Here is a 12288-nt window from a genome sequence, read left to right as displayed (position 1 = left end):
GGCGAGGACGGGCGGCTTTCCCGCCGGGCGCGGGCGACGGCGGTCCTCAGACCAGAGCCGGGGACAGGAACCCGGTCAACGCGCGGTGCAGGCCCGCCGCGTCCAGTCCGTGCCAACGGGTGTGGTCGTCGGCCGAGCCGTAGCGGCGTAGCTCGTCGCGTCCCACACCGAGTGCGAGGAGCCGGTGCGGCCGGTCCGCCAGTGCCGCCGTGACCACCCGGGTCGAGGTGCCCGCCAGGTAGGGCTCGACCAGGATCACCTCGGTCCCGGCGAGCGCTCGCAGGCCGGTGGTGTCGAACGGGCGCGGCCGGTGGGTGTACGCCACCGTGACCGGCAGGTCCGCTGCGGCTGCCAGCGCCGCATCCAGCACCGGCCCGACCGCGACCAGCAGCGGTGCACCCGGTCCGGCTTCGCGGACCACCACCAGCTCGCCGTCACCGGCGTACGGTCGCGCGTTCCGCGACGTCGACAACCGCAGGTACGCCGAGGCGTCCCCGGCGACCGTGGCGCGCAGCAGACCGGGCACCTCCGCCGGGTGCCCCGGCACGTGCACCGTCCAGCCGGAGAGGGTGTCGAAGAGCGCGACGTCGGCCGGGCTCAGGTGGGTGCGCCCGGCCGCCGCCCGGTCGTACGACGCGCCCACGCTGACCAGCACCGCGTGTGCCGCCTGGTGGTCGAGGTCGAGCTTGATCTGCTCGTACGCCCGCTCCACCAGGAACGGCGCGTAGCTGTGCACGATCGGCCGTAACCCGGTCAGCGCCAGCCCACCGGCCACCCCGAGCATCAACTGCTCCCGGATGCCGACGTTGAGCACCCGGTCGGGGTGCCGTCGGGCGGCGGGGGAGAACGCGTCGGCGGAGATGTCGGCGAGCACCAGCGCGGTACGCGGATCCTCGGCGAGGAGTTGCGTGGTGGTCTCGATGAAGCTGTCCCGCATGGCTACTCCCCGCTCTCGACGACCGCGACGACGACGTGCGGCCGGGGTCCGTGGTGCCCGGTCAGGGCGGTGTGCAGCGCGTCGTGGTCCCGTCCGTCGACCGTGGCGGCGGTCCACCCGTTCACCGTGAAACGGGTGGCCACGCCACCGGGCCAGCCGTGTGTGGCGGAGGAGTTGTCGACCACGATCGCGGTCAGGTTGGGCAGACCGGTCGCGCCCGCGTACGCGATCGCCTCGTGGTTCGATCCCTCGTCCAGCTCGGCGTCACCGAGCAGCACGTACACCCGGGTGTCGAGCAGTCCCTGGGCGCGCAGCCCGAGCGCGGTCCCGACGGCCAGGCCGAGACCGTGCCCGAGCGAACCGGAGCCGATCTCGACTCCGGGGACCAGCGTCCGGTCCGGGTGGTCGCCGAGCCGGCTGTCCGGCCCGCCCTGGTCGTCCAGCCAGTCGAGCGGCACGAACCCCTTGGCGGCGAGCACCGCGTAGTAGCCGGCGACCGCGTGTCCCTTGGAGAGCAGGAAACGATCACGAGCCGGGTCGTCGACAGTGTCCGGGGTGATCCGGAGGACCCGGTCGTAGAGCACCCAGAGCACGTCGACGGTCGAGTGGACGTTGGCACCGAACACGCGGCCGGCGCGGATCCGTTCCAGCAGCGGAGCGACCGGCGAACGGCCGTCGAGCGGCGCGGCGGCCTCGGCGACCCGGGCGGTGGTGGCGAGAGTAGTCATGCGGATACTCTGCAAGTTGAAGTCAGGTTCAATTCAAGGCGGTGTGATGCAGGAAGCCCTCACCATCGGTCAGCTCGCCGATCGCAGCGGCGTGGCACAGTCGGCCCTGCGCTACTACGAGCGGATGGGGCTGATCCGCGCCGACCGCACCGGCGGCAACCAGCGTCGCTACCACCGGGGCGAACTGCGCCGGGTGGCGTTCATCCGGATCTCGCAGCAGGTCGGCATCTCGCTGGACGAGATCCGGGCCGCACTCGACTCGCTGCCCGCCTCCCGGACGCCGACCGCCGAGGACTGGACCCAGCTCTCCGCCGCGTGGCGCGACCGGCTGGACGAGAAGATCAGGCTGCTCGCCAAGCTCCGCGACGATCTCGACGGTTGCGTCGGCTGTGGGTGCCTCTCGCTCCAACGCTGCGCGCTCAACAACCTCGACGACCGGCTCGGCGCCGAGGGCCCCGGCCCCCGACTGACGCTGCCGGGGCGGGAGTCCCTCTAACCGACGGTGAGCAGCACCTTGCCGACGTGCTCGTTCGACTCGACCAGCCGGTGTGCCTGGGCCACCTCCGTGATCGGCAGCCGCCGGTCCACGACCGGGCGGACCCGGTCCGCCTCGACCAGCGGCCAGACCTCGTCGCGTACCCCCTGCACGATGGCGGCCTTCTGGTCCAGCGGGCGGGCCCGCAACGCGGTGGCCGCCACCGTGCCCCGCTTGGCCAGCAGCGCGCCGAGGTCCAGCTCGGCCTTGCGGCCACCCTGCATGCCGATCACCACCAGCCGCCCGTCCGGCGCCAGCGCGGCCACGTTCCGGCCGAGGTAGGACGCGCCCATGATGTCGAGTACGACGTCCGCGCCCCGTCCGTCGGTGACCCGCCGGACCTCCTCGACGAAATCCTGCTCCCGGTAGTCGACCAGGTGGACCGCGCCCAGCTCACGCAGCCGGGGATGCTTCGCCGCCCGCGCGGTCGCCACCACCGTGGCCCCGAGCGCGGTGCCGAGCTGGATCGCGAACGTGCCGATGCCGCTGCCGCCACCGTGCACCAGCAGCGTCTCGCCCGCCGACAGCCGGGCCACCTGCACCACGTTCGACCAGACCGTGCACGCCACCTCGGGCAGCGCGGCAGCGTCGACCAGGTCGACCCCCGCCGGCACCGGCAGCAGCTGCCCCGCCGGCACGGCCACCCGCTCCGCGTACCCGCCGCCGGCCAGTAACGCACAGACCTCGTCACCGACCCGCCATCCGCTGACGTCCGCGCCGGTGGCGCTCACCACACCCGAACATTCCAGTCCCGGGTACGCGGGCGCGCCCGGCGGCGGCGGATAGTGCCCCTGCCGTTGCAGCAGATCGGCCCGGTTCACCGCCGTGGCCCGTACGTCGACGATCACCTCGTCCGGTCCCGGCTCCGGGTCGGGCACCTCGTCCCAGCTCAGCACCTCCGGCCCACCGGGCTCGGCAATCACGATCGCGCGCATAGCCCAGTCTTACCCGATCGACGTGCTGTTCCACGCCCTGGCCGTCCCCTGGCCGGCGAAATTCGGGCCGGCGGAGCACAGTGGAGTCGCGTGACCGACCGCCGCGACGGCCACGCGGTCGGGGGTGGCTCGCCCCTTCGCCGATCTGCCGGACGTGGCAGACTGTGCACGGCCGCGCCGTGCGTGGCACCGGGAGGGTTCGCCTAGTGGCCGATGGCGCTGGTCTTGAAAACCGGTAAGGCAGCGATGTCTTCGTGGGTTCGAATCCCACACCCTCCGCTCACCCTCCACCCGCGCGCTCATTCGGACCGGCACCCGTCCACGCGCCCGCACCCGTCCACGCGCCCCGCGACCTGCCGCGTCACGGGCCTGCCCGCCGCGATCATGGACATGTGGCACGCGGAAAGCTCCTGAATGCCCTTCTTTGTCCCTGCCACAAGTCCATGATCGGCGGGGCGGGTGGGGTGTGGCGGGTGGGTTGGGGTGGGGTGGGGTTAGGCGGGTGTCGAGGCGGGGTGGGTGGCGTGACTCGTCGGCGCTCAGCGCTTTGGTGGGCGTACCTGCTGGTTCTCGCGGATCTTCTCGGTGGCGAGCCGGTCCACGGCCCGGCGGCGTTCGTCGGGTCGAGGCTGCTCGTCGTCGCGGTCACGCACGGCGTCTACGGCCGCGGTGACGAAGTCGCGCCAGATGCCGGCCACGGATCTCCCTCGCTCGATGGGTGCCAGGCTGACAACCCGCGTGAGCGGCCTTCGGTTACGGCGGACACCTCGCGTTTTCCTGGTTGGCGCCGCGCGACAGGGTATGAAGGGGGACGCAGAACACCACTTCCACCGGAAGGACCTGTGTCGATGACCCTGGAACGACCCATCGCCCCGGACCCGTACGAGCTGCTGCCGACCGTCGCATCGTTCACGCTGACCAGCGACGACGTGCGCAACGGTGAGCCGATGGACGCGGCGCACGCCCACGACAGCACCGGTGGGGAGAACGTGTCGCCGCACCTGGCCTGGTCGGGTTTCCCGGCGGAGACCAAGGGCTTCGTGGTGACCTGTTTCGACCCGGACGCACCGACCGGCAGCGGGTTCTGGCACTGGGTGCTGGTCAACCTCCCGGCCGACGTGACCGAGTTGCCGCGTGGTGTCGCCGAGGGCGACCTGCGGGGTGCGTTCAGCGTCCGGAACGACTACAGCGTGCAGGGGTTCGGCGGTGCGGCGCCGCCGGCCGGTGACCGGCCGCACCGGTACGTCTTCGCGGTGCACGCCCTCGACGTGGAGCGCCTGGACCTCACGCCGGACGCCTCACCGGCATACGTCGGCTTCAACCTGGCCTTCCACACCCTCGCCCGAGCCACCATCCGCCCGACCTACCAGATCACCACCTGACCCCACCCCGCCGACATGGCCGCGTTGATCAAGAGGTTTTGGCCACCGATCCCGACCGGGCGTGGCACAAAATTCTTGATCAACGCGGTGAACCCGCCCGGGGGTGGGGGAGGGGGAGGGGGAGGCGCAGGGGGGGTTAGGCGGGGGTGCGGGCTACGGCGAAGACGGACTGGCCGAAGGGCGGGCGGGCGACCTGCTCGGCGGCCTTGGTGGCGGGGAGGACGAGGGTGTCGTACACCTTCACCATCGGGCCCTCCTTCGGCATCAGCCGGAAGACCTTGGTCGCCATGAAGTAGCCGATCAGGCCGAGCGCGTTCGCGTAGTGGATCTTCTCTACCCGCAGACCGGCCTCGGTCATCGCGGCGGAGAGCGTCTTCTTCGTGTAGCGGCGCACGTGGCCGGTGGCGACGTCGGCCGGGCTCATCGCGAACTGGAACGCCGGGACGATGATGACGACCGCGCCGCCCGGGCGGACCAACTGGCCCATGGTGCGCAGCGCCGACACGTGGTCCTCGATGTGCTCCAGCACGTTGTACGACACCGCCGCGCTGTAGTCGCCCCGCTCCGTGTTGGGCAGCAGCATCTGGCGTACCTCGATGGACGGCTGGTCGGCCAGGCGCTCCTTGAGCGCGACCAGCCGGTCCGGGTCGGCCTCGGTGGCGGTGAAGCGGGGGAAGTGCTCGGCCCACTCCAGTGCGTAGTCGCCGAGCCCGCTGCCGATCTCGATCGGGTTGTCGCCCAGGTAGGGCACGGCCAGCTCGACGAACCAACGTCGGTGGTTGACCGCGGTGGCGAGGCCCTCCAGAACCTCGGACTGCACGCGCTGATCCCCAGTGATTTCTGCCATGCGTCGATTCCTCACGATATGACTCGACCCCGCGCCAGGACCGACTGAGTGAACCATCCGCCTGGAGGGCGGGAATATCGGGGCCCGCGGTGGCCGAATTACGGTCGGGTGGCTGCACGATCGGTGGTGGTCAGCGAACTCGGAAGATGTTACGCCAGTGGTCGGAAGGCCGCACGATGGCCCGATACGCCGACTACGCTCCGAATTACCATGACTACTCCTGAATCGGGCCGCTCCGCCGACGAGTCCGAGGCGCCAGGGGTGCCGGTCGGGCCACCGGAAGGCGGCCATCGTCCCAGTTCAGCGCGGTGGAGGGACGTCGCCGCCGTGGTGAGCTTCACGGTGCTCGGCTTCTGGGTCACCGCGCGGATGTGGCTCAACCCGGCCGACGGAATTCGCGACAATCAGACGGATATGGCCCAATTTCAGTGGATGATGGCGCACGGTGCGCGGGTGGTGACGGAATTCGCGTACCCGTTCTCCTCGGATCGGATGAACGTGCCGGAATCCGTCAATCTGATGGCGAATACCTCCGTTTTATCCGTTTCATTGCCGATGACGCCGGTGACCCTGCTGTTCGGCACCCGCACGTCGTTCCTGCTCTTCCTGACGCTCGGGATGATCGCCACGGCCACCGCCTGGTACTTCGTGCTCTCCCGCGTCCTCGTCGGCTCGCGCGGCCCCGCCTGGCTGGGCGCCGCCTTCTGCGCGTACGCCCCGGCGATGGTCTCGCACGCCAACGCGCACCCGAACATCGTGTCGCAGTTCGTGGTGCCGCTGATCGTCTGGCGTACCCTCCGGCTCGCCGAGCCCGGCCGCTGGCTGCGCAACGGCGTCCTGCTCGCCCTGGTGATCGTCTGGCAGGCGTTCCTGAACCTGGAGATCCTGCTGATGACCGCGATCGGTCTCGGTGTGGTCGTGGTGGCGCTGGCGATCGCCCGACCCGACCTGCGTCGACGGACCCGCACCTTCCTCGCCGGACTCGGCGTCGCCGCCGGGATCGCACTCGTGCTGCTGGCGTACCCGCTCTACGTCCAGTTCTTCGGGCCCGGCGCCTACAACGGCCTGTCCTGGCTGATCCGGGGCTACTCCACCGACCTGGCCTCGTTCTTCACCTACGCCCGGGAGTCGGTGGGCGGCGAGGCGCTCAGCGCGGCCCGGCTGGTCAAGAACCCCACGGAGGAGAACGCCTTCTTCGGCTGGCCGCTGGTGATCCTGGTGGCGGCGATCGTGTGGTGGCTGCGGCGCAACCCGGTGGTGGTCGCGCTGGCCGGACTGGGGCTGGTCTTCGCGGTGCTCTCACTCGGGCGGGAGATCCGCTTCGACGGCCGGGGCACCGGGATACCGGGCCCCTGGGCCGCACTGGAGGACCTGCCGGTGCTGCACTCGGTGGTGCCCACCCGCTGGTCGCTGGCGATCACGCCGATCGTCGGGCTGCTGCTCGCCTACGGTGCCGAACGGATCCGGCAGGTCGCCGCCCGGCACCCGGACCGGCGTACCCAGATCCGGTTCGGCACGGCGACCGTGCTGGCGATGGCCCTGGTGCCGGTACTGCCCACCCCGCTGCCGACCAAGCGCCTCGAACCGACCCCGGAGTTCGTCACCTCGGGGGCCTGGCGTCCCTACCTGGCCGGCGGGCGCAGCCTGGTGACCCTGCCGCTTCCCGACACCGACTACGCCGAGCCACTGCGCTGGTCGGCGCAGACCCGGTTGCGGATGCCGATCGCCCGTGGCTACTTCCTCGGCCCCGACACCCGGCCGGGCCGGGACCGGGTCGCCCTGTTCACCGCGCCGCCGCGCCCCACCAGCACCTTCTTCGCAACGATCCGGCGGACCGGCGAGGTGCCGCCGATCACCGACCAGGACCGGCGGGAAGCGGTCGAGGACCTGCGGTACTGGCGGGCCGGGGCGGTGGTCCTCGGCCCGCACGAGCAGGCCGAGGCGCTGCGGACCGGGATGACCGAACTGACCGGCGTGGAACCCACCTACACCGGCGGGGTGTGGTTGTGGGACGTCCGGCCGCTGGTCGGAGAGTGACGCTCAGGAGCTGCGGATGCAGCAGCCCTGGCAGACCTTCGGCGCGGGCAGGGTGAAGGCCAGGCAGCAGGTGCGGCGCTGCACGGTCGGCTCGCCGTTGCGGCCCGGCACCAGCTCCACCAGGTCGGCCAGGTCGAGCGCGCCGAGCAGGGTGTCGACCGCCTCGACTGCCGAGCCGGGCAGGCTGTCGGCGGCCCGCAGTACCCCGTGCGCGATGCCGGAGGCCACCGAGCCGAGCAGCGTCCGCGTACCGATCCGGACCTCGCCCTGGATGGCGGCGATCACCGGCGACAGGTGGGCGTCCAGCAGTGTGCCGCGCAGCGCGGTCAACAGGGCCTGCTCGTCGGCGAGCACCCGGACCTGGGGCAGCCCGGACAGGGCCAGCGGGTCGTTGGGCAGGACCGCGATCGGGGTGGACCGGCGCAGGCCCAGCGTGATCAGGGTGCGCGGGTCGGCGAAGTGCACGAGAGCCGCGTCGGCGTCGAGCAGCGGCACCCGTCGGGCGACGGCCCAACCGAGCACCACCGGCAGTGCCGCCCAGTAGCTGTACGCCTTCCAGGCGACCGCGGCGGAGGCGTGTGGCGTACCACCCCAGAGGCGGACGGCCGAGCTGAGCAGCTCCGGCACCTGGGTGCCGCTGGTCAGCGTCGTCGCCGGGGCCCAACCCGCCTCGTCCGGCACGACCAGCCCGGCGGCCAGACCGGGCAGCGCGTCGGTGCCGAACATGGCCCGCAGGGCCGTGGTGACCGGGGCCAGCGGTGCGGCCGAGGCGGCGTGGACGGGCAGCACGGCTGTCACCTGATCCACCCCCGTCCGAGACCCCACTGGCCAAACTAAGGCTAGCCTAACCACACTTCCGGCATCCGGGGAACCCGGGAAGAAGGAAAAGCGAGAGGTTCGGATCACTCGACGGGCGGCGGTCACGCAGAGTGTCGCACCGGAGACTCGGGGCAGTATCGGTAGAAATCGCTCACCGGTCAAGGGTCCTGTCGAGAACATGCCAGATGTGTGCGTGATCGGCGACGCAACGTGAAACTTGATGCACCCGGCCACGAGGAAGCTGATGACGACCTCACCGCTCGATCGGGCTGCCGACTCGTTCGCCGCCGAACTCGCACGGCACCGGACGGAGCGGGGGCTGTCCAAGAAACAACTCGCCACCCTGATGGGTTTCGACCCGTCGTACGTCAGCCACGTGGAAGGGCGGCGGCACCGACCCACCGAGGACTTCGCCCGGCGCGCCGAGGCCGTCCTGGAGGCCAGCGGCGCCATCTGGCAGCGGTTCCGGGAGTACGACGACCTGCGCCACGCCCGAGTCGAGCGCCACCACCGGGAACCCGTCCTCCCCGGCCAGTGGATGCCGCCGGGCACCGGACTCATCGTCGAACGCGAGACCGCCACACTCACCCACACCGACGACTCCTACCACTGCGTCATCCGCCGGGAGCTGTACAACGCCGGCACCGAACCGGTCACGCGCTACCTGGTCCGGATCGCCGTCGACCGCTACCCGAACGACCCGGGCCGCTCCAACCGGCACCACCGGGAACACCCGCTCACCTTCGCCGAACTGCAACTGAGCGCACTCCGCGAGGAGTCCGGCGAGCGGGAGGCCATGCACTGGCGGGCCAAGCACGACCGGGACGCCTTCAAGGAGATCTGGCTGCTCTTCGAGAACGCCGACCGCCGCTTCCCGCTCTACCCGGGTCGCCGCGCCACCATCGAGTACGCGTACACCGTCGGACGGGACAAGTGGGGCCCCTGGTTCCAGCGGGCGGTCCGCGTACCCACCCGGTACCTCGCCGTACGCCTGGATCTGCCGGCGGCGCTGGACCCGCAGGTCTGGGGCGCGGAGACCTCGCTCTCGGCAGAGGAGGGGCCGCTGCGCACGGCGGTGACCCGGCGGGACGAGGACGACCGGGCGATCTTCGACTGGGCGACCGACGAGCCGCCGCTGAACGCCCGCTACAGGATGCAGTGGCGCTTCCGCGCCGAGCCGGAGACCGAGCCGGAAGCCGGCCGGGTCCGGCCGTCCGACCGGATGCGCGGACTCGGTGTCGTGCAGCGCGGCGCGGACCTGCTGCGGCAGCCCGCCCGACCGTTCGACCTGCCCCGCGAGGAACACGCCGCCCGCGAGATCGTCGACCGGCTGGTCACCGCGATGGCCCGGCTGGACGAGATCCACCCCTTCACCAAGGGCGTGGGCGTCGCCGCGCCACAGCTCGACATCGGTCGCGCGGCGGCCGTGGTCCGCCCGCCCGACCGCACCGCCGAGCCCGTCGTCCTGCTCAACCCCCGGGTGGTCGAGGCCGCGCCGGACACCGACGAACAGTACGAGGGCTGCCTCTCCTTCTTCGACCACCGAGGGCTGGTGCCCCGAGCGCTGCGGATCGACGTGGAGCACGCGCATTTCGACGGCGGACGGGTGATCACCTCGTTCGAGTTCGGCATGGCCCGCCTGGTCGCGCACGAGATCGACCACCTGGAGGGTCGGCTCTACGTCGACCGGATGGCGCCCGGCGTGCCGCTGGTGCCGATCGAGGAGTACCGGGAGACCGGGAACCCCTGGCGCTACTGACCCCTGCCGCCTGCGCGGGTGGCGCCCCGCGCCAAGGTGTGAACGGCGGACTCATGATCCGTCGGTCACGGGCTCGCGGGAGGCGCCACCGCGCCCGCCCGGGTGGGAACGACGGCCGGACGGGCGCGGTGGCGCGGGCGGTGCCGGTCCGCCCGATCAGGGAGGGCCGGGGCGCGTGCCCCAGGGGGCAGGGGCACGCGCCCCGGCTCGGGGGGAGAAAAGCTCTACAGGTTGCCGAAGGTGTCGTACCTGGTCTGCTGAGGCGGGACGTCGTCGGCGGCGAGCACCCGCAACGTCGACCGGACCATCGAGGCGGAACCGGAGACGTAGCAGTCGTGCGCGGTCCACGGCCCGTAGCGGGCCACCACCTCGGAGATGTCACCCTGCTCGCCGTCGAAGTCAGGGTCGTCGCTGCACGCCGGCGTCACCGACAGCCACGGATGTGCCGCCACCAGCTCCCGCAACTGGTCGAGACCGTACAGGTCCGCCTCGGTACGGGCACCGTAGAAGACGTGCACCCAGCGCGCCCGGTTGTAGCCGGCCAACTCCTCCACCAGGGCCTTCACCGGCGCCAGCCCGACCCCACCGGCGACACAGAGGATGTCCCGCTCCGACGCGCGGTCCAACGTCATCGACCCCATCGGCGCGGCCACCCGCAGCAGGTCACCCGGCTTGATCCGGCGGACCAGCGCACCCGAGACCCAGCCGGCCGCCTCCGGCGGCGTACGCACGTGGAACTCCAGCACGTTGTCGTCGTTCGGAGCGTTCGCCACCGAGTACGTCCGCCACACCCGGGGATGGTGCCGGGGCGCCTCCACGCTGACGTACTGGCCGGCCTTCCAGGACAGCGGATGTTGCAACGCGCGGCAGGTGAAGACGGCGGTGTCCGAGCCGTACCGCCGGTGGGTCAGCACCTCCGCGTGCCAGAACGGCGGGTTGTCGTCCGCCGCCGCCCCGGCCAGCATCTTCTCGGCGATCGCCGCGTACGCGTCCCGCCACGCCTGGTCGTACTCCAGGTTCCAGCCGTCCCCGGCGGTGCTACGCAACGCGTCCAACAACGCGACACCCATCGTGTCGTAGTGCGCCGCGTCGACGTGGTACTTGCGGTGGTCCCTGCCCAGCGCCCGCAGGAACTCGTCGAACCCCTCCGGGTCGTCCACGGTGTGGATCGCCGCGATGATCGCTTCGAGGAGCCGGTCACCCTGCCCGGACATCTGCACCGGGAACAGCTTGCGCAGCTCCGGGTCGAGGAGAAAGACCCGCGCGTAGAAGTGGTCCGTCAACCGGGCCCGATCCTCCTCGACCAGGGCCCAGCTCTCCTTCAGCAGCCGCGCGAAGTTGTCCACCTGGGAGCGCTCCTTCTTCTGCCGGCGGGGATCGGGAACACCGATAGAATGTCCACGGAGCGTGCATGTGGGTCGCACAGAATGTGCGATCCGACGTGAGGCGCGCTCAGTGACACCCGGATGCCACCAGGGCAGACGGTCGGGCACAGTGGTGCGGTGACCGCAGAGCTGACCAGCCCGACGTCCCGTCGGACACTCGGCACCGAGACGATGCTCGTGCTCGGCCTCTCGCTCGGCCAGTCGGCCGTCTACGCCACCGTCTCGATCATCGCGAAGCTGACCGCCGAGGGCGGACTCTCCCGGCAGACCGCCGCGCTGAACACCTCCGCGTCGGCCCGGCCGTACCTCGACCTCACGTACCAGTTGCTCGGCATCGTCTTCGCGCTGCTGCCGGTGCTGCTCGCCGTACACCTGCTCACCCGCGACCCCGGCGACCCGGTACGCACCCTCGGCCTGGACGCCCGACGACCCTGGGCCGACATCGCCCAGGGAGCCGGGCTGGCGGCACTGATCGGGCTCCCCGGCCTGGTGCTGTTCTGGGCGGCAGCCCAACTCGGCATCAACGCCACCGTGGTGCCGGCCGCGCTGCCCGACCTCTGGTGGACCGTGCCGGTGCTGATCCTCGCCGCCTTCCAGAACTCGATCCTGGAAGAGGTGATCGTGGTCGGCTACCTGATGACCCGGCTACGGCAGCTCCAGTGGCGAGTCGGCGCGATCATCGCCACCAGCGCCCTTCTCCGTGCCTCCTACCACCTCTACCAGGGCTTCGGCGCGTTCATCGGCAACGCGGTCATGGGCGTCGTGTTCAGCCTCTTTTACCTGCGTACCCGCCGGGTGATGCCGTTGATCGTGGCGCACGCCCTGCTCGACATCTTCGCTTTCGTCGGCTACAGCCTGCTGCCCCGAGAATGGTTCGACTGGCTCTGACCGCGCAGACCCCGGCCCGGTGCCGGTCGCCGGTCG

The 12288-nt window shown here is 71.3% G+C and carries 12 protein-coding genes and 1 tRNA gene; 6 read left to right on the top strand and 7 right to left on the bottom strand.

Going from position 1 to position 12288, the window contains the following annotated elements:
* Window positions 1-46: 46 nt before the first annotated feature.
* Window positions 47-937, bottom strand: coding sequence for a transketolase family protein (locus tag HUT12_RS31500; RefSeq protein WP_176095549.1), 891 nt, complete (start codon window positions 935-937; stop codon window positions 47-49).
* Window positions 938-939: 2 nt separating this feature from the next.
* Window positions 940-1665 (bottom strand): transketolase, encoded by a 726-nt coding sequence (locus HUT12_RS31495; protein WP_176095548.1) that lies wholly within the window; start codon window positions 1663-1665, stop codon window positions 940-942.
* A 46-nt stretch (window positions 1666-1711) separates the two neighbouring features.
* Here HUT12_RS31495 and soxR point away from each other — a divergent pair, with 46 nt between their 5' ends.
* The gene (soxR, locus tag HUT12_RS31490) at window positions 1712-2161 is read left to right on the top strand and encodes a redox-sensitive transcriptional activator SoxR (RefSeq protein ID WP_176095547.1); all 450 of its coding nucleotides are present in this window, start codon (window positions 1712-1714) and stop codon (window positions 2159-2161) included.
* On the opposite strand, the gene HUT12_RS31485 is transcribed toward soxR, so the two are convergent.
* On the bottom strand, window positions 2158-3135 hold the full coding sequence (locus HUT12_RS31485; RefSeq protein WP_176095546.1) for an NAD(P)H-quinone oxidoreductase: 978 nt from the start codon (window positions 3133-3135) through the stop codon (window positions 2158-2160). The genes soxR and HUT12_RS31485 overlap by 4 nt on opposite strands.
* A 192-nt stretch (window positions 3136-3327) precedes the next feature.
* On the opposite strand from HUT12_RS31485, the gene HUT12_RS31480 reads away from it, so the two are divergent.
* A tRNA-Ser gene (locus tag HUT12_RS31480) sits at window positions 3328-3414 on the top strand.
* A gap of 260 nt (window positions 3415-3674) precedes the next feature.
* On the opposite strand, the gene HUT12_RS31475 is transcribed toward HUT12_RS31480, so the two are convergent.
* Window positions 3675-3833: a hypothetical protein gene (locus HUT12_RS31475; RefSeq protein ID WP_161595086.1), complete on the bottom strand. Its 159-nt coding sequence runs from the start codon at window positions 3831-3833 to the stop codon at window positions 3675-3677.
* A 150-nt stretch (window positions 3834-3983) separates the two neighbouring features.
* On the opposite strand from HUT12_RS31475, the gene HUT12_RS31470 reads away from it, so the two are divergent.
* A complete protein-coding gene (locus HUT12_RS31470) occupies window positions 3984-4517 on the top strand; it encodes a YbhB/YbcL family Raf kinase inhibitor-like protein (RefSeq protein WP_131057881.1) in 534 nt (177 codons plus the stop codon).
* 136 nt (window positions 4518-4653) lie between these two features.
* Here HUT12_RS31470 and HUT12_RS31465 read toward each other — a convergent pair whose 3' ends face one another.
* On the bottom strand, window positions 4654-5364 hold the full coding sequence (locus HUT12_RS31465) for a class I SAM-dependent methyltransferase (protein WP_131055928.1): 711 nt from the start codon (window positions 5362-5364) through the stop codon (window positions 4654-4656).
* A 210-nt stretch (window positions 5365-5574) separates the two neighbouring features.
* Between HUT12_RS31465 and HUT12_RS31460 the strand changes: the two genes are divergently transcribed.
* Window positions 5575-7401, top strand: a complete 1827-nt coding sequence (locus HUT12_RS31460; protein WP_131055930.1) for a hypothetical protein — start codon at window positions 5575-5577, stop codon at window positions 7399-7401.
* Window positions 7402-7404: 3 nt separating this feature from the next.
* On the opposite strand, the gene HUT12_RS31455 is transcribed toward HUT12_RS31460, so the two are convergent.
* Complete coding sequence (locus HUT12_RS31455; protein WP_176096057.1) at window positions 7405-8187, bottom strand: hypothetical protein; 783 nt, start codon at window positions 8185-8187, stop codon at window positions 7405-7407.
* A 277-nt stretch (window positions 8188-8464) separates the two neighbouring features.
* On the opposite strand from HUT12_RS31455, the gene HUT12_RS31450 reads away from it, so the two are divergent.
* The gene (locus HUT12_RS31450; RefSeq protein WP_131055932.1) at window positions 8465-9979 is read left to right on the top strand and encodes a peptide deformylase; all 1515 of its coding nucleotides are present in this window, start codon (window positions 8465-8467) and stop codon (window positions 9977-9979) included.
* 224 nt (window positions 9980-10203) lie between these two features.
* Here the strand turns inward: HUT12_RS31450 and HUT12_RS31445 are convergent, their stop codons facing one another.
* Window positions 10204-11325, bottom strand: a complete 1122-nt coding sequence (locus HUT12_RS31445) for a globin domain-containing protein (protein WP_131057683.1) — start codon at window positions 11323-11325, stop codon at window positions 10204-10206.
* A 156-nt stretch (window positions 11326-11481) separates the two neighbouring features.
* Between HUT12_RS31445 and HUT12_RS31440 the strand changes: the two genes are divergently transcribed.
* The gene (locus tag HUT12_RS31440; protein ID WP_131057684.1) at window positions 11482-12252 is read left to right on the top strand and encodes a CPBP family intramembrane glutamic endopeptidase; all 771 of its coding nucleotides are present in this window, start codon (window positions 11482-11484) and stop codon (window positions 12250-12252) included.
* The last annotated feature ends 36 nt before the right edge of the window (window positions 12253-12288 follow it).

The organism is Verrucosispora sp. NA02020 (assembly GCF_013364215.1).
Taxonomy (GTDB): Bacteria; Actinomycetota; Actinomycetes; order Mycobacteriales; family Micromonosporaceae; genus Micromonospora.
This window is presented reverse-complemented; position numbering and strand designations above follow the sequence as displayed.

Excerpts from the sequence above, each read along its gene's own strand:
- HUT12_RS31500 (WP_176095549.1), bottom strand. The coding sequence starts at position 937 with ATGCGGGACAGCTTCATCGAGACCACCACGCAACTCCTCGCCGAGGAT.
- HUT12_RS31495 (WP_176095548.1), bottom strand. The coding sequence starts at position 1,665 with ATGACTACTCTCGCCACCACCGCCCGGGTCGCCGAGGCCGCCGCGCCG.
- soxR (WP_176095547.1), top strand. The coding sequence starts at position 1,712 with ATGCAGGAAGCCCTCACCATCGGTCAGCTCGCCGATCGCAGCGGCGTG.
- HUT12_RS31485 (WP_176095546.1), bottom strand. The coding sequence starts at position 3,135 with ATGCGCGCGATCGTGATTGCCGAGCCCGGTGGGCCGGAGGTGCTGAGC.
- HUT12_RS31470 (WP_131057881.1), top strand. The coding sequence starts at position 3,984 with ATGACCCTGGAACGACCCATCGCCCCGGACCCGTACGAGCTGCTGCCG.
- HUT12_RS31465 (WP_131055928.1), bottom strand. The coding sequence starts at position 5,364 with ATGGCAGAAATCACTGGGGATCAGCGCGTGCAGTCCGAGGTTCTGGAG.
- HUT12_RS31460 (WP_131055930.1), top strand. The coding sequence starts at position 5,575 with ATGACTACTCCTGAATCGGGCCGCTCCGCCGACGAGTCCGAGGCGCCA.
- HUT12_RS31450 (WP_131055932.1), top strand. The coding sequence starts at position 8,465 with ATGACGACCTCACCGCTCGATCGGGCTGCCGACTCGTTCGCCGCCGAA.